Genomic DNA, 16528 nt, shown 5'->3' on the forward strand with positions numbered 1-16528 from the left:
TCCCGGTGCCGGTCAGCCGGGGGAGCCGGCCGTGTCGAGGACGGCGCAGCCCACCAGGCCGTCCCCGGACACCGACGTGACGACCGCCGTGCCGCCGTGGGTGCGGCCCTCGTGCTGCCACACACCGAGCACCGCCGCGATCTGCAGGACCCCGTCGGCGCTGAAGCACTCGCCGACCGTTTCCTTGACCCGTACGACCTGTCCGGGCAGCGCTCCGCCCAGGGCGAGGCCCAGGGCGCTCTCCTCCACACGGTCCAGGCCGGTCCGGCCGGTGCACCCCAGGGAGACCGTGGTCACCTCGGCCGGGTCCTTGCCGCTGCGCCGCAGCGCCGCGGCGATCACCGACGCCAGCCCCTCGGCAAGGCGCTCCCGCGGTGCGAAACCCGTCTCGCAGGCCAGTACCCGGGCGAGGGCCGTCCGCCCCGCGGCCAGCGCCGCGTCCTGCGGCTCCACCACCAGCACCGCGGCGCCCTCACCCACGGGAGCCTGCGGGTCGAGCGCCCCCGACAGGTGCCAGCCCCACGCGCCCTGCGGGCTGAACTCCTCCACGCCGCCGACCAGGAGACGGTCGGCGTGCCCCTGGCGCAGCGCGTTGCGCGCGTAGCGCAGCGCCTGGACACCGGCCAGATGACCGCCGGCCAGCGTGGCGTTCACCCCGCGCAGTCCGTGCCGGATGGCGATCTGGCCGGCCGCGCAGTTCATCACCGTGTTGGGGAAGAGGCTGGGGTTCACCAGGTAGGGGCGCTCCTGGCGCAGCGTCTCCATCGAGTACTCGCTGGAGCTGCGGATGCTCCCCGTGCTGGTGCCGAGCACGACACCCGTACGCTCACCGACCGGGTCCGGCTGCGCGTCCAGCGCCAGCCGGCAGGCCACCAGACCCAGTCGGGTGGTCCGGTCGAGATGGCGCACGCCCTTGCGGCCGATCAGTTCCTCGGTCCGCAGATCGGGTACGGTCCGCACCGGCCGCGGCGGCGGCGTCTCGTCGCCGGGCAGCGCCTCGGGGTGTCCCGTGAGGCCCTCGGCCACGGCCCGCCCCAGGGCTTCGAGCCCGAGCCCGGCGGGCGTCGCCACGCCGACCGCGGTGACGGCCAGCGGAAGGACGGCGAGCGTGGGGCGGTCCGCGGCCGCTTCGGCGATGGCGGTGCTCATGAGGCCCTTCCGAGAATGGTGATGGCGTTGTTGCCGCCGAAGGCGAACCCGTGGTTCTGCACGACCCGCGGGCTGGCGGGGCGGGCCACGCCCGCCACCGGGTCGACGCCCGCGCCCAGCGCGGGGTCGACGTTCTCGACACCGGCGGTGGGCGGCAGGAAGCCCTCGTACAGGGCCATGCAGCAGATCAGCGCGCCGAAGCCGCTGGCCGCGCCCATCGTGTGGCCGATCATCGACTTGATCGAGCTGATCGGCGGGATCCTGTCGCCGAAGACCTCGCGGGCCGCCGCCACCTCGGTCGCGTCGTTGGTGCGGGTGCCGGTGCCGTGGGCGCAGATGTAGTCGATGTCCTCGGGTGTGACGCCCGCGCTGCGGTGCGCCGCCCGGATGCACGAGGCGATGCTGCCCGGATCGGGGTGCACCATGTGCTCGGCGTCGCAGTTGACGCTGTACCCGAGCACCTCGGCGTAGATGCGCGCCCCGCGGGCGACGGCGCGGTCGTACGGCTCCACGAGCAGCGCGACCCCGCCTTCCGCGGTGAGGATGCCCGCGCGGTCCGCGTCGAAGGGACGGCAGATCTCCTCGGCCAGCGCACCGAGGCGATAGAACCCGGCGTGCGCCCAGCGGTTCAGCGAGTCCGCGCCGCCGGCCAGCATGTAGTCGGCCTCACCGCTCGCCACCATGTCGTAGGCGTAGCCGAGCGCGTAGTTGCTGGCCGAACAGGCGGTGGCCAGCGTCAGCGCCTCGCCCGACAGCCCGAGCTCGCTGTTGACCGCGGCGGCGATCCGGCCCGCCGGGACGGCGCCGACCCGGCTGCCGTCCAGGGACTTCAGCCCGTCCGCCGCCCAGGCGGAGACGAGCTCCTCGATGACGGCCGACTCGCCGCTGGTGGTGCCCATCACGGACCCCGAACGGGCCCCGGCCAGGGCCGACTCGGTGAGATCCGCGTCGGCGACCGCCAGCCGGGCGGCCGACGCCGCGAACTGGGAGCTGCGGCCCCACCGCGCGGGTTCGATCCGGCGCAGCCACGCGGCGGGGTCGAAGTCGTGCACCTCGCCCGCGTGGGTGTGGGGGAAGCCGGTGGTGTCGAAGCCGCTGATGGGCGAGGTGGTGCGGCGGCCGGCCCGGATGGAGGCGGTGAACTCGGCGGCGCCGATGCCGGCGCTGCTCACCGCCCCCAGACCGGTGATGGCGACGCGGCGGGTGCCCGGCTCAGGCATCGCTACCGGCCTCCAGGGAGCGCGTGACCACGGCCCGGACGCCGTCGAGGTTGACCATCTCGACCAGGGCGTCCTGGGGGATCTTGACGCCCAGGTCCTTCTCGATGCGGGCCAGGATCTCGATGGCGAGGAGGGAGTCGGCGTCGTGGTCCTCGATGAAGCTGCTCGTGTCGGTGAGCTCGGCCTGGTCCAGTTCCAGGACTTCCAGGACGATCTCCCGGAGCTGGCTGTCCTGCTCGGCGGTGAGGGTGACGGTGTCGGCGCTCATGGCGTCTGCCTTTCGTTCGTGGTGGTTGCGGTTGCGGTTGCGGTGGTGGTTGCCGTTGCGGTGGCCGGCCGGGGGCCGGCGGCCGTACGGGTGCCGGGCGCGGGCCGGGCGGCACCCGCCGCGGCGGTCGGCCGGGGCAGGTGCGCGGGCGGTGCGGGGCGCGGCCCCCGGTGGCGCAGGTTGACGACCGACGCCTGGGCCAGCGCCACCGGGTTGAGGAAGCGCAGCGGCCCGATGAGCCGGGAGGCGAACAGGTGCATGTGGCGGGCCATGGCCTCGTCGCGGGCCGCCGCCGAGAACATCAGCCGCTCGAAGGGGTTGAAGGGCCGGCCCTTGGCGTAGTCGATGGCCAGGTGCTGGTGGCCGCCGAGACCGCGCCGGTGGCGGCGTACGTAGGCCGCGAGCGCCTGGTCCAGGTCACCGCGACCCGTCGCGGCCGTGGCGGTCGCCTCGGCCAGCCACTGGGCGGACTGCAGCGCCCAGCCGCAGCCGACGCCCCACAGCGGGTCGCTGGTGGTGGCGGCGTCGCCGATGAGCGCGACGCCCGGCGCGCCCGGCCGCCGCGAGTGCAGCGGGTAGTTGACGGTTCCGGTGATCTTGGTGATGCGCTCGGCGGCGTCGATGTCGGGGCCGCCGGGCAGGGCCCGGACGAACTCCGTGAAGGCGCCCTCCAGATCCTCGCGGAAGGCCGGCAGCCGGTCCTTGCCGGGGATCACCGCGACGACCGTGACCCCGTCGTCGTTCGGCATCGCGTACGCCACGTCCGGCTCCAGGAACCAGGAGTGCGTGATCCCGTCGCGCAGCGGGAGGTTCCGGAAGTGCGCGAAGTAGCTGAACCGCTCGTTTTCGTACGTCCGCGTCTCGATCCCGGCGAACCGGGCGACCGGCGAGTCCTTGCCGTCCGCGCCCACGACCAGGCGCGCCCGCAGTTCGACCTCCCCGTCGGGCCCCGAGACCCGCGCGCCCACCGTGCGCCCGCCCTCCTGGACCAGGCCGGTCACGGTGTGCCCGGTCAGCAGGTCGACGCCCGGGGTCCGGGCGGCGTGGGCGCGGATCAGCGGATCGAGGGTGCTGCGCCGGACGTTGTACGAGTACGGCAGTTCGGGGCCGGCCGGTGCGGCCTTGGGCTCGATCCAGCCCCAGCGCGTGTACCAGCGCGCCTCGTTGCGCACGGCGCCGGCCTTCTCCAGATCGGGGATGAGCCCGAGCTCTTCGAGGACCGGGTAGGAGCAGGGCTGGAGGTAGTGGGTGCACAGCACCTTGTGGGCCGCGGGGTCCGAGCGGCGTTCGAGCAGGGCGACGCGTACGCCCCGCCGGGCGAGGAGGATCGCGGCGGCACTGCCGGCAATGCTCGCTCCGCTGATGACGACGTCGTACACGCGGTCTTCGAGCGCGGTCATGCGCTGATCGCCTCCTTGGCGTAGTGGTGCGGGGATGTCGCCTTGAGGAAGGCGATGACGTGCTCGGCGACCTGTGCCGGCTGTTCCAGCTGGCAGAAGTGGGTGAGCCCGGGATCCTGGTGGAGCCTGACGTCGGGTATCGACGCCATCAGGGCGTCGATCGCGGACGGCGGCGCCGACGGGTCGTGCGTGCCGCTGACCAGCAGTACGGGAGCCTCGATCCGGTGGAGCGCAAGGCCCGGACCACGTCCGAGCGTCACGTAGAACTGCAGGAAGCCGTGCGGCTCCACGCGCTCCCGCACCTTGCCGATCATGGCTTCGACGATGTCGTCGGGGATCTTCTCGGCGCGCGGGCCCAGCTGGGCCCGCAGGCCGTCGGCGAGCACCCCGCGGAACCGGCCGATCGCCTCGTGGAAGAAGCGGGCGTCGACGGGCTGGTCGTGGGGCCGGAAGACGGGCGCCACCAGCACGGTGGGGACCGAGGCGCCCGGTGCGCGCCGGGTGAGCAGTTCGAGCTGGGTGCTCGCGCCGAAGGAATGCGCCACCACCGCGTCGGGACGGACGGGCAGCAGTTCGAGAGCGCGTTCCAGCCATGCGGTCGAGGCGCCCCGGTCCGCCCAGAGATGGCGTGAACCGCTCCGCCAGGGCAGGTCGAGGGCGAACAGCCGGAGGTCGGCCGGCAGGTACCGCGTGAGTGCCTGCCAGTCCTTCCAGCTCTCCTCGAAGCCGTGGACGAGGACGACGGCCCGCCCCTGATCGGCGAGCGCGAGCCGTCCCTGAGCGGGGTGTGTGAGGTGTGCGGGGTGTGCGGGGTGCACGGGGTGTGCAGGGTGTGCGGGGCGCTCCCACACGCGGAGGTACTCGCCGTCCACCTCGTGGTCCACGGCCTGCCGCCATGGACCGCCACGCGGCGTTCCTCGGTCTGCCAGCAGCACTCGCCTCACCTTTCGCCATGCGGTCGGACCGGACGGGAAGGACGATAGGGAGCTTCCGAGCCGTCGCCGGAGTCCTCAAGAGGTCGCCTGGAGGTCTGAAGCAGCAGGTGAGCAGCGGGACTTCAGCCGGGCTTCAGCAGGACGACAGGCGGTCTCCAGCCACGCTCCGCGATGGCTGGAGACCGACGCTGTCCATTTCTTGACCGAGCCTTGGGGATTACCTCCCCGCACTCCTCTGACCTGCGGAAATAAGGTCAAGTCAAAGGGTGTGAAGGGGGGTTGACGATTGACAAACCGACCGACGGATTTTTAGGGTCGAAGTGACTGGTAACTAACGACTATCCGGGGGTAAGTCGAATGGACGTCTCAGTACTAGGATCATTTGATGTCCGCATATCAGGGGTCAATGCGACGCCAACCGCATTAAAACCGGCCAAACTGCTCGCCCTGCTCTCCATGAGCCGCAACCAGCCCGTCTCGGTGGCCGAGAGCGTGCAGGAGCTGTGGGCCGGAGACGCGCCGCGCACCGCGGGATCGGCCATCCACACGTACGTACGTCACCTGCGCGAGCTGATCGCGACCGCGGAACCGGACCTCGACCCCAAGACCGTCATCTGCACCCGCCCCGGCGGCTACCTGCTCGACCTCGCGCCGGGTGAGGTCGACTCCGAGGAGTTCGGCCGGCTGGCGGAGCGCGGCCACCGCGCCGTGAGCCTCGGTGACGACGTGCTCGCCTCCAGCCGCTTCCGCCAGGCCCTGGCCCTCTGGCGTGGTCCCGTCCTCGCCGATCTGCCCGTCGGCCCCATCCTGGCGATCCGCAAGAAGGAACTGGAAGAGCGGCGCCGCTCCGCCCTCGACCGGTGCATCAGCGCCGAACTCCGGCTCGGACGCCACTACGAGCTGCTGGGCGAGCTGGTCGCCCATGCCGCCGACGACCGCACCCACGAACCGCTCCACGCCCAGCTGATGCTCGCCTTTTACCGCGCCGGACGCCGGGTGCAGGCACTGGAGGTCTACCGCGAACTGCGGCACGAGCTCTCCAGCCGCCTCGGTCTGGAACCCTCCCCCCGCATCCAGGCACTGCACCGCGCGATCATCGCGTCGGACCGTTCGCTGCAGCGGGAGCCGGGGGAGCGGCGGGAGACCCGGACGGCATAGGCAGGGCCCGCGGGCAGAACCGACCAGGGGGAGACAGGAAACACGTGGATCATGCAAGAACGAGCCGCCAGGACCAGGGAGCGCCTCGTGCGCGCCGCGGCGGAGGCATTCGACGAACACGGACTCGGGGCGTCCACCATGCAGGCCGTCAGCCGGTCGGCGGGCGTGTCCAAAGGGGCGCTCTACTTCCACTTCCCGTCCAAGGAGCACCTGGCCGATGCCGTGCGCGGAGCGTGCGGTGACCGCTTCACGGCGTCGGCCTCCCGCCTGACGGCAGCGGGCGCGTCGCCGATCCAGGTGCTCATGCGCCTGCCGGGACTGACGGTCGAATGGCTCGGGGAGGACGTGATCGTACGGGTCGGCCTGCGTCTTGGGCGCGAGCAGGACCGGCGGGGCGACCGGGGCTGTGACGGACCGAGCCTCCACCGGGACCTGCACGACCTCCTCTCCCGGCTGCTGACCAGCGCCGCGGAGCGGCGGGAGATACGGGCCGGCCTCCCGCTGCGCACCTGCGCCTCCCTCCTCGTCGGCTTCCTGTTCTCGCTCGAATGCCGGGCTGCGGAGTCGGCGCCGCGCGAGGAACTCCTCGAATCGATCACGGAGCTGTGGAGCATCCTGACGCTGGGCATGGCGCCGGCGGCGGAGAAGGAGTAGCGGGAGCGGCGACCGGGGAGCGGCGGCCGGACGGCGGCCGGGACCAGAACCGGGGCCACCGACCGCCGCCCCCTGTATCCGGACGGCACCGGCCGGGCTCTGTCCTGCGTGCGGCCGCCCGCGGAATGCCGCGGGCGGCCCGGTGCGGAAAACGGCGCAGGAGAAGGGGCAAGGGTGGACGTGATGAACGCATTCGACACCAAGACGCTGGTGGAACAGTGGCTGGCCATGTGGAACGGTGATCTCCAGATCGCCGAACGGATCATCGCGCCGTCGCTGCGCGTGCACCTCCCGGCCTTCGGGATGCCCCCGGAGGAGACCGTCAACGACCCTGAGACGATGGCCCGCTGGATCGGGCTGTTCCGCAGCTCCTTCTCCGTGGCCTCCTTCCACTGCGAGCTGGGCCCCTTCACTGACGGGGACCACGTGATCTCCAGGTTCCGCTTCACCGGCACCTGGACGTCGGGCCGCCCCGCGGTCGCATCCGCCCCGCCCGGCACCGAGGTCAGCTTCGCCGGCGTGGACACCCTGCGGATCGAACACGGCCGGGTCGCCGAGTACTGGCTGACGGACGACCAACTCGACCTGTACGCCCAACTCGGCGCGGTCCGCGGCGTGGCCCCCCAGCCCGTCCCCCAGCACAACTGACGACCACACGGACCCCCCCACGGAGGGCATCCGGGACCCCCGCCACCGGCGAAACGGCTGCTGGCGGGGCCTTCGGACACCTGCTGCGACCTGCCCCGGCAGGGGGACGAACCGTCGCGCTTTCCCCCACCCGGTCCACCTGACTGCTCCAGAATGGTGAAGGAAGAACGTGGCCGGTGAGGTGTGCGTCTGGGGGGGGCGTGGTGAGCGGTGGGCGGCACGGGCCGAGTCGGGCTGGTGATGCTTCGGGGGTCGCCCCCGCACCGCCAGGACGAGCTGCTCTCGTTTGTCCGGTAGCAGCTGGAGAAAACGGGAGTACGGAGCCTGTGGGGCGAGGGCCATGGGTACTCGTTCGCGGCGGCCCGGACCCGGTCGGAGGCATTCGGCGTCTCCGGGCCGCCCCGCAACCAAGGCGTTGCGGGGCAGTGCGTGTGTGGGATCAGCCGCAGTGGCCGAACCCACTCATCCAACTGAGCCGGTTCGACCCTCCACCCCACTGCACGCACTTGCCGGCGGCCGGGACCATGACCGGCCCCATGTACGAGGCGTGCTGACCGTCCTTCTGGACCCAACTGCCGCCGGACACCCGGACTTGCACGTGCATGTGGACTTCCTTGCGCGGGTTCGGGTTCTGGCGGATGACCGTCACGCAGTTCCGGCCGGTACGGGCGTCGTAGATCAGGTAGATGATGGCTGCGTCTGCATCGCGTGGCGAGCCCAGGGCGTGCTTGTCAACGACGGAGCCCGGCCCGCAGATGGCCCCCGGGCTGTGGGCCGGGGACGCGTACGCCGTCGGCGCCGTTCCCACGAGTGCGACCGCGCTCAGCGCTGCGGTGATCGCGACGGATGTCGAGACTTTCTTCAAGGAGCCCACCCACTGGTTGATCTGATGATCTGTCGGTTCAGCAAAGCAGACACCCTTCGCGGCCGGGCCATCAGGTCAGCCGGGGTGCGTTCCGATCCGGCGTCGTCGGGCAGCGGACGGACTCGACGGCAACGGCCTGGAGAACCGGCCCGCCGGATTCCGATCCGTCGTAGCTGATCGACCCGCCCCAGGGCCGTGTCACCACCTGGGCAACCCGACGGCGAGGCGTGATGCCGGGGCGAGACCCCAGCCACGCAGGCCGCACAGGCCATCACCCGCCCACACGGTCCGGCGCGAAGACCTCACCGCAGCGCATCGATGACGGCGGGGTCGATAGATGCGGAAGGCTCGGTGTCCCGAACGTTCCAAGCGGTCAACGGCCTGTTGCCGCTACGCCGTCGTCGCGGCCGGGGGTGATCCTGAGGCGGCTCGGCTTGAGCGACTCCCTCACGCAGTCCACGTCCGGACGGGCCAGCCGCGGTCACGCGGACCGCTTCAGGACCTCGGCTCGACGGCTCGGGACCCGCCGCCCCCGTACAGTTCCTCGATCTGGCTCTCTGCGCGAGGGCAAGCGGCCATCACCCCGTTCGGCGTCTCGTAGCTGCTGGCTGGCCGTTCTGTGCACCCTTCCTGACCGTGCCACGAACAGCCGCCCCGCCTTCCCACAGTCCCCTGGTTGTGCAGTCTGGGGTCGTACGTGTGCTTTACGAAGGGCATGAGAGCTCCTGGAGTCCCGACACCGAGGTGCACGCCGTTCGACTGTAGAGGGGCCTTGGTCCACCGAGGGGCCGGTGGCTGGGGACGAGTCCCGCCCCTCGGCGCCGACCGTCCCTCGCCGGTAGAAGCGCGGGTCAGGGGTCCGAACCGGGGTATGGCTCAGACCCCTGAGCTGGTTTCAGGACGTCGACGCTGCGAGATCCGGGCCCTTTGCCCGAAGGAACTCGGTCGCGGCCCCATCTGCCCTCGCACGGTCTTCCACCTGCGGCGACGCTCCACGGTCGCCCGCGTCGGTCCACTGCCGTACGTCGCCGTCACGCGGTCAGACACCCACCCCGAGCGTTCGAGGTGCGCGAATCAGAGTGGAGCACTCTGAGTGGTTGTCTTGCCGCGGCAGTCCTAGCTTCGAAGTGAGGCGAAGGGAGTACGAGGTGGTAGACCCAGACTGGCAGAACCAGCCGCGGCCAGACCCGGCGCGTTCGCCGCGGCAACCAGCTCCAGCGCCTCCGCGTCCGTCGGGGCCACCTTCGGCGCCGTGGGGACCGACGCACAGTCCGCCCCCGCTGCCATCCCCGCCCCCTCTGCCCCGTGCCAGGTGGCGTCGGCAGGCAGAGGGAGGGGATGAACTGATCGACGTAGCGTATGAAGCGGCAAAGGCGAGATTGGCGAGTCAGACGAGCGCATTTGAGAGCCTGAGAACACGAGCGTCAGGCATCCTGAGCGTCGCTGCGCTTGTGACGTCTTTCTCTGCGGGTCTCGGGTTGCTCAATGTGGACCCGGCCAGGGGGAAGATGCTTCCTGATTGGGCGCCGTGGATCCTTTTGGGGCTGCTCTTGGCCCTAGGGTGCTGTGCATTTGTGATTCTCCTTCCGACACGTCAATGGCTGCACGGCCCGTCAGCTCGGATCATCATGGAAATGTGGGCGGCCGGTGCGACTCGGCAGGAGGCGCTGGCGGCGTTGACCGACGCCATGGTGGATGCTCAGCTGAAGAACACCAAGGAGTTGGGTATTCGCTCTCGCGCCTACCGGGTAGCTGTACTTCTTCTCTTGGCTCAGGTTCTGGTGCTCGTCGCGGCGATCACTCAATCCTCAGTGTCATAGAGGCTGGACATCGGGGAAGCGTGAGTGGCTCCCGAGGGAGCACTGCGCCGGCCACAGCGCCGCTTGCCTCTATCCCGGAGCCTGCGCCCCCCGCCGGAGGCATCTGTCGTGACTCAGAGACGACCGACCTGGCCGGTCCATCCAAGGGGGGTTGGGAAGCAGCGACAACCGCTGACTCGCGTGGCGCTGTCCGGAGAGCAGCGAAAGCATCGCCTGCTGGCTGTCCGTGAGCTGCAGAAGATCCTCGGCCAGGACGGCGGCTGGCCGTTTCATCTTCGCAGCGGCCCGTTGCTGGTAGGGGCGGGCCAACCCCGCTACTTCGGACGCACCCGCGCGACCAGCTTGAGTAGGCCTTCGTCCGTCAACGACAAGGGAGGGTCGTCCCACCACTTCGCCGTAGTGACGGCGTTGCAGGCTCCGGCGCCACTGAAGAGGCGTGCGATCACTTTTGCCGGCGTTACAGGGACGGCAGGCGGGGACGAGATCGGGGACGTTGTCTGCCCCGCCCCACTCCAAGGGCTCCACGTGGTCAACGACCTCTGCCCGCGTTCCGTCGCTGTTGCAGTACGTGCAGTAGCCGCCATTGGCGGAGAGCACGACACGACGTACCCAGGTCGGCAGACGCCTGGGCGACCTTGGCATGCTGGGGAGGAGCGAGCGCACCGGATCATGACGGCCGTTCACGCGGGCAGGTGAAGAGGGTCCGGTCCTGGCGTTGCACCCGCACACCCCTCACACGGGGCCAGTGCGTGACAACGACAAAGGCCCGGACTCAGCTGGGCTGAGTTCGGGCCTTCATACTGGCGCTTCAGCTGGTCAACCACACTTACACACTGCTAGCTGGAGTGCGTTCGGCAGGATTCGAACCTGCGCCCACGGCTCCGGAGGGCCCTTCGGTCTCAGACATGTGCGCAGGTCACAAGCGTCTGATTGATTCGTGAGACGCGGTTCGTCCACGGATGGTCCGTGGACTGTCTTCTGATCCGTGGCTCGATGTGGATCGGCGGGTGACGGTCACACAGACACAGCGCGGCTCCGGAGGCCGTACATGCTTCAGCAGACGTGAGGACGTGGTGGAGGAACCGGAATGACATCCGCACGGCAGAGAGGGCGGTCTAGTAGTTGTATGAACTCTTTATGTTGCGCTGGTGAGGGGGTGATATGAAGGCCATCACCATTAAGACCTATAGTTACCGTGCCGGCGCAACACGACCCTGCCGAGCTACCTGCCGCCGCATGAAGGTTGAGGTGTGCTTTCTGGGTCGGCAGGCGTGTCTCTCGGTGGCAATGTGTCGAAAGTTGCGTACAGGCGATGTGAGCCTGAGGTCGCGCCGCGCGCACTCCCGCAACCATTTCAGGGTCGGGGTTCGAAAAGCGGCCACCGCGAGCCATCGAAAAAAGAACGAACTCTGGCTGTACAGCCTGACATATCGCGGTAGCGAACTGTCGGGAATCAGACGTCTTCGCCTTCCCCCCGTGATGAGGGAAGACCAGAACATGAGCTTTCAGGTCAGCGTTGAGAGAAATCATGCGCTGAAGGGCCAGGGCGTCAATGTCAGCCGGCAAGAGTACCGCGGGGTTGTCTTGCAGGGAAATCCGAAGAACGGCCGACAGCGTGTTCGCGGTAAGTCGCCCCAGTGGGGTTGCAGCGTCAGAGGGGCCGAGTGTTGCCATTTCTAGGTCTGGATGTAAGACTTCGATCTTCACTCGATTACTGAACGATAAGTCTGCAGTCGAAGCAGTGTTGAGGTTACGTTGCCCATTAAGCAATCGTCCTTCCCGGTGGCGCAAATAGGCTTGCCTAGCCAGGTTCTGCCAGGCTTTGCTCTGCTTAGTGCCATCCGGGTTGTACCAGATCATGCCGATGATGAAACGGGTATCCCAGAGAAGTTTGACGGCACTGCCCATGTGGTCCAGGTCGCTGTGAGAAAGTACCAGGTGATCAATGTGGGTAATCCCGCAGCGTTCCAACTCGTCGAATAAAGTTGGACCGGGAGGGGCGTCAACGACCACGCACCGATCGCTATCTCGCACCACAGCGCAATTCCCATGTCCAACATCGAGGACAATCACTTCCAGAGTGTCCGTGATTTGCCCAGTAGCTGTGCTGGTCACGGGCGCATCCAATCCTCTGGAAGCTCGGGGCTAAGTGAAAAGTTCTTGAAAAACAGGTCTCGCTCCCTCTCGGCGTGACAGTTCACCTCGGCTTCGACCCAACGGTTCCGTAATTCGCGAAGCGCTAGACCGGTACCTTCTGTAATCAGGCCGGCAGGCAACTGAATGGCCACCGAAGGTCGCCACGCAGGGACAAGCACCTCCGCAGTCGGCATTTCCTCGTTGGCATGTACTCCGAGAACCTCGATGACTGTGGGAAGGGCCAGCCGCGTCCGCGGCACGTCACCATGAAACTCTGCGACAATCGCCTCGAACGCTGACTGAATCGCTTCAGCACTCTGCTCGTCCTTGTCGAGGAGGCATGGAATTTCGGCCCTCCGCAACCGTATTGTGGTTGCCTGGTCTCGGGAGATGTACGTACTACTCAGGACGGCGGGGAACCCTCTCTGGGACGCAAGACTGGCGAGTTCGGCGCCATCGAACGGGACATTGATCCTGCCGTTAAGCCTGTGATCGAAGACTGCTGCAACGCAGTTGTCAGTCACGCGCTGCAGCATCCGCTCAGCCGCTTCCCTTTGCGGCGAGATCTCAACGGGCTCGTATCCCGCCAGACACAGTACCATTCCAGTTGCGTAAGCTTCCTCGGGGTCGTCATCGACTACCGCTACACGTGACCCCGCTTCAGGTACCTGAGCGCAAGGAAAGAGCTTTTCTAGAGGTCGCCTGGTGTCCTGCTCCACATTCATGACAGTGCTCCGGGGGGTTTGATAGCGGCGGGAGCAGGTTGGGCGGGTAGGCGGACCATAATTCGAGCACCGCCGAGCTCACCCGTCTCGAAGGCGAGGTTCTTACCCTTTAGCTCTTCCACTACGTCTCGCACGATGGTCAGGCCCAGCCCAGTGCCGTCGGTGCGTGATGTCCTACCAGGTGACCAGATCTCGTCAATAGGCATGTCTCGAATTCCGGGCCCTGAGTCATCGATAGTGAGTACGACACTCTCTTCACCACTCTGGGTCCGGATGAGGATTTCACGGTCGCGATCCGGCATGTCTTGACGCAATAGAGCATGCGCAGAGTTAGTCAGTAGGTTCGCCCAGATTGCCTCAATCTCTGCGACTGTGCTACGAACCCTCATCGTCTGTGTGTCGAACTCGGTCTTCACTGAAATGTTACGGTCATTGAAATATGGTGAGAACAGTTTCACTACCTCCCTGCATACTTCGTCAACATCGACATCAGCGGCATCTCGCTTGCGCTTCTTCACCATCTCCAACGAGAGATTGGCGAATGCTTGCACGGTGTCGAGCGATCGCCCGATGCGGGACATAGGCTCATCAAAGACGGCGTCATATGTTTCCTGGCCGACTTTGTTTCCTATTAGTTGACCCAGCGCCCTGACCATCCGAGTGAGTCGACTAGCAGGTCCCAATACTTCGTGTGCGAAAACCGCGGTGCTTGTGCCGAGAGTGCTTAGTGTTCGGTATAGCCTCAGATCTCGCTCCACAGCTCTAACGTGCTGCTGTGTTTCGCCGCGATATGTATTTACTTGGCGCTCTACTATTTCCCTGTACCTCGGCGGGAGACTGCGCACAGTCTTGCGGAGCTCGTCCTCGGCAGTCTTCATTCGGGTGCGTGTCTTGGGTACTTGCTCGCGACGCCTGACTTCGGCATCTTTCAATCGGACCGCAGCTGCCCAGTCTGTTGCCCTGATGGCGAATTCCCTGAGGTCAACGAAGGACGGTGTTTCAACGAAGCCTGTTCGGTCGGTTTTGGGCTGCAGAATCTGAGCATCGTCGCCGACGACAACGCGCCCAACGGCCGTTCGAGTTGAAGGGCGCTCCTCGGGGCTACCAGTGCGGCGAGCATTAAGCTCCAGCCAGTCGTTTCCTGGATCGCCGTACGGTGTGACCCTGAGCCCTCGGTGAATTAGGTGCACGCCTCCCACAACGTCAAGCCAAGGCCATACGCGGTCTCTGTCAGGAGAGTTTTTCAAAGGGGAAAGCGACTTTCCGCCTTTGAGGAACATCCAGAGCTCAAGGCTAGCTCGTGGGGCGAGCTCGAAAGGTAAGTGCACATCGCGCCCGCCTCGCTTTCGATTCAGGGCTACCAGTTCGTGGCCCGCTTCGTGAATTACTTCACCGCGCCAGTCATGCAGCGTCGCTTTGGCGTACCCTTCTGGGTCTATTTCCGCGAACAGTCGAAAGTCCGCTTGGTCCAAGTAGGCGCGAGATGTGTCAGCGAGCAGCTTGTCGAACTCCTCCGAAACGAAAATTGCCCGGAAGGGCGAATTCTCGGGAAAGGGTCCAGTGAGAAGCAGGACCGAGCGAGCCATCCGCTTTATGTCCGCTTCAGCGAATGGCTCGCGGAGTCTACTAATCGTGACGCGCGTCCCCGGAGGTTCCGAAGTCGTTTTGTTGATGACTGTAAGTGGCACGTCTTCTACAGCGTGCACGGAGTCGTACTTCGTCCAGTCAATCACGAGCACATGTGCGTGCCCGGGAGTGTTGGCTGGTCGTGTCTCTAGTTCAACGTGCGCTCCGAGTCGCAGCGCCGCCAGCCGACCAAGGCCCTTCTCGCCCACCTTTTGTCGTCCGCCCGGCGTGATAGGAGACGAGGTTTTAGCGGAGCGGCCTAAGAGGAGGAAGCTGTCATAGATGCTGTCCTCGTCCATGCCTGTACCGTCATCTTCAACGATGAGGGTGCCACCAGCGCGATCAGCCTCAAGTAGGCGGATGGTGCAAATGGTTGCGTCGGCGTCGTAGGCGTTGCGGACCAACTCCATGACGCCGAGGTCCGGATGTGGGACCAGCTCTTCACCCAAGCGCGCAAGGATCTCCGGCGCGAATCGCAGATGTCGACTCATCCTTGCCTCCCCATAGTGGCCGTGGAACGGCCACAGTCCCAGTCGCCTGGCCAGCTGATCGCATGTTATCTATCGTGCCCAGTTAGCAACAGAGGGTCATGTTGCCAACAGGCTAGGCCTCGTTCCAGGGGATCTCGCGCACGGCTCGCACGGTGAGGTGCCTACACCGGATGCGCTCGTCCAGCCAGGCCGTCACGGGTGGTGAGGCCAACACTTTCAGGAGGTTTCGGCATGTTTCCTCGCGTCCGTCCAATGGTCGCGCTGTGATGATGTGGTTGTCGACAGCAACGGGAGCATGCCCTGTCAACAGCACTCCGACGCCGCGACTGTGTCCCCCCGCGCCCTGGCCCGGCCGCGACGTGCGCCGTATAGCCACAAAAGGTGGCTCTATCAGGCGCCCCGAGAAGCGACGAGCTTGCTTGGGCACGCCAACATCCCCGGCGGGAGGCAGTGCTCGGGCCTTGAGGAACGGCACCTCAGGACCTTCGTGTGGATCACGGTTGTCCACGACGGGCCCGACTCGCACCTCAAACAGATCTCCCAGGCTCTGCGTAGCTCGCTCGGCTGTCCACCAGGCTGCATCTGCGCCAGTTCGTTCCTTCGAACGCCGGTGACGCGTTCCCGACATCAGAAACACATGGATATCCGTGTGCGGGTCGAACTGCCCCTGTGTCTGGACAGCTTGCACGCTGAGGTGCTCGGCAACTTGCTGTCGCCATCGCTCGTAGCGACTGCCGCTGCGTAGAACGTCTGGGAGCACGGCGGTTAGTTGACTACCCACGGCGAGCGCCTTGGAAGCTGCAAGGGTGAACACGGCGGCTTGAGACACTGCGCCTGAAGCCCAACTCCAGCGCGTGTCGGCCGGCATGGCGCCAAAAGGCGGGTTGAGGAGCACGTTGCCGGTGAAGCTGCGAGCTGAGTGCAGTGCAGCCAGGCCGTCCTCGACTCTGAGTGAGCGCAGCAGGTTCGAGCGAAGGTGGCCATTGCTCGGTCCCGGTTCGGCTCCTGCTGCGCGTGTCCTGTGGGCCGCAGCGAGGAACAGGCGTAGTCGTGCGGCAGCTACAAACTCGGGCTGCAGATCGCTGCCCCGCAGGCTCCGCGACCAGATGGCTAACGTCTCGTCGGTACTTTTTCCCAAAGGGAGAAGGTCGGATGCGGCAAGCAGTAGATCCCCTGCACCGCAGGATGGGTCCCAGAACCTGCGTGTAGATGAGGGCAGGTCTTGCAGCACCTTGCTGAACGACGTGCGTACTGCGCCCGTGGTGAAGAAGGCGCCGTGTGTGCGTCTCGTCGTCAAAGGGACGAGCTGGCGTAGCCGTTCGGAAGCCTGACCGTTCAACGCCAGGCTCACGTCCTCTTCGATCCGTCGCCATGAGCCACTTGCTACATCCTGTGCGAGGAGAGCTAGCTCATCGACGTAGGCGGAGTAGGGG

Annotated in this window: 14 protein-coding genes; 4 read left to right on the forward strand and 10 right to left on the reverse strand. The window is 66.9% G+C overall.

Annotation, left to right across the window (positions count from 1 at the left end; genetic code table 11):
• Positions 1-12: 12 nt before the first annotated feature.
• The 5 genes from DEJ51_RS22795 to DEJ51_RS22815 are packed head-to-tail and all read right to left on the reverse strand — an operon-like array spanning position 13 to position 4972.
• Positions 13-1149 (reverse strand): beta-ketoacyl synthase N-terminal-like domain-containing protein, encoded by a 1137-nt coding sequence (locus DEJ51_RS22795; RefSeq protein ID WP_150259321.1) that lies wholly within the window; start codon positions 1147-1149, stop codon positions 13-15.
• Entirely contained in the window at positions 1146-2369 is a 1224-nt protein-coding gene (locus tag DEJ51_RS22800) for a beta-ketoacyl-[acyl-carrier-protein] synthase family protein (RefSeq protein ID WP_150259323.1), read from the reverse strand. The genes DEJ51_RS22795 and DEJ51_RS22800 overlap by 4 nt, the downstream gene beginning before the upstream one ends.
• Positions 2362-2637 carry an acyl carrier protein gene (locus tag DEJ51_RS22805; RefSeq protein ID WP_150259325.1) on the reverse strand — a complete coding sequence of 92 codons (276 nt, stop codon included), beginning with the start codon at positions 2635-2637 and terminating at the stop codon, positions 2362-2364. Before DEJ51_RS22805 ends, DEJ51_RS22800 begins: the two co-directional genes overlap by 8 nt.
• The gene (locus DEJ51_RS22810; protein ID WP_190620569.1) at positions 2634-4037 is read right to left on the reverse strand and encodes an NAD(P)/FAD-dependent oxidoreductase; all 1404 of its coding nucleotides are present in this window, start codon (positions 4035-4037) and stop codon (positions 2634-2636) included. The genes DEJ51_RS22805 and DEJ51_RS22810 overlap by 4 nt, the downstream gene beginning before the upstream one ends.
• The gene (locus DEJ51_RS22815) at positions 4034-4972 is read right to left on the reverse strand and encodes an alpha/beta fold hydrolase (RefSeq protein WP_190620572.1); all 939 of its coding nucleotides are present in this window, start codon (positions 4970-4972) and stop codon (positions 4034-4036) included. The genes DEJ51_RS22810 and DEJ51_RS22815 overlap by 4 nt, the downstream gene beginning before the upstream one ends.
• Before the next feature lie 456 nt (positions 4973-5428).
• Between DEJ51_RS22815 and DEJ51_RS22820 the strand changes: the two genes are divergently transcribed.
• The 3 genes from DEJ51_RS22820 (at position 5429) to DEJ51_RS22830 (ending at position 7432) form a co-directional block, all read left to right on the forward strand.
• Entirely contained in the window at positions 5429-6130 is a 702-nt protein-coding gene (locus DEJ51_RS22820) for an AfsR/SARP family transcriptional regulator (RefSeq protein WP_411757340.1), read from the forward strand.
• A 51-nt stretch (positions 6131-6181) separates the two neighbouring features.
• Complete coding sequence (locus tag DEJ51_RS22825; RefSeq protein ID WP_223835937.1) at positions 6182-6784, forward strand: ScbR family autoregulator-binding transcription factor; 603 nt, start codon at positions 6182-6184, stop codon at positions 6782-6784.
• Between the two features lie 183 nt (positions 6785-6967).
• On the forward strand, positions 6968-7432 hold the full coding sequence (locus DEJ51_RS22830; RefSeq protein WP_150259332.1) for an ester cyclase: 465 nt from the start codon (positions 6968-6970) through the stop codon (positions 7430-7432).
• Positions 7433-7871: 439 nt separating this feature from the next.
• On the opposite strand, the gene DEJ51_RS22835 is transcribed toward DEJ51_RS22830, so the two are convergent.
• On the reverse strand, positions 7872-8297 hold the full coding sequence (locus DEJ51_RS22835) for an acetyltransferase (RefSeq protein WP_150259334.1): 426 nt from the start codon (positions 8295-8297) through the stop codon (positions 7872-7874).
• 1574 nt (positions 8298-9871) lie between these two features.
• Between DEJ51_RS22835 and DEJ51_RS22840 the strand changes: the two genes are divergently transcribed.
• Positions 9872-10117, forward strand: coding sequence for a hypothetical protein (locus tag DEJ51_RS22840; protein WP_150259336.1), 246 nt, complete (start codon positions 9872-9874; stop codon positions 10115-10117).
• Positions 10118-10186: 69 nt separating this feature from the next.
• Here DEJ51_RS22840 and DEJ51_RS35860 read toward each other — a convergent pair whose 3' ends face one another.
• The 4 genes from DEJ51_RS35860 to DEJ51_RS22860 form a co-directional block, all read right to left on the reverse strand.
• Positions 10187-10759: an HNH endonuclease gene (locus tag DEJ51_RS35860; RefSeq protein WP_150262092.1), complete on the reverse strand. Its 573-nt coding sequence runs from the start codon at positions 10757-10759 to the stop codon at positions 10187-10189.
• A gap of 411 nt (positions 10760-11170) precedes the next feature.
• Positions 11171-12232, reverse strand: coding sequence for a ComEC/Rec2 family competence protein (locus DEJ51_RS22850; protein WP_190620575.1), 1062 nt, complete (start codon positions 12230-12232; stop codon positions 11171-11173).
• On the reverse strand, positions 12229-12978 hold the full coding sequence (locus tag DEJ51_RS22855) for a hypothetical protein (protein ID WP_150259340.1): 750 nt from the start codon (positions 12976-12978) through the stop codon (positions 12229-12231). The genes DEJ51_RS22850 and DEJ51_RS22855 overlap by 4 nt, the downstream gene beginning before the upstream one ends.
• Positions 12975-15053, reverse strand: a complete 2079-nt coding sequence (locus DEJ51_RS22860; protein ID WP_190620577.1) for a sensor histidine kinase — start codon at positions 15051-15053, stop codon at positions 12975-12977. Before DEJ51_RS22860 ends, DEJ51_RS22855 begins: the two co-directional genes overlap by 4 nt.
• Positions 15054-16528: the final 1475 nt, after the last annotated feature.

Origin of the sequence: Streptomyces venezuelae (genome assembly GCF_008642275.1) — a bacterium.
Lineage (GTDB): Bacteria > Actinomycetota > Actinomycetes > Streptomycetales > Streptomycetaceae > Streptomyces > Streptomyces venezuelae_E.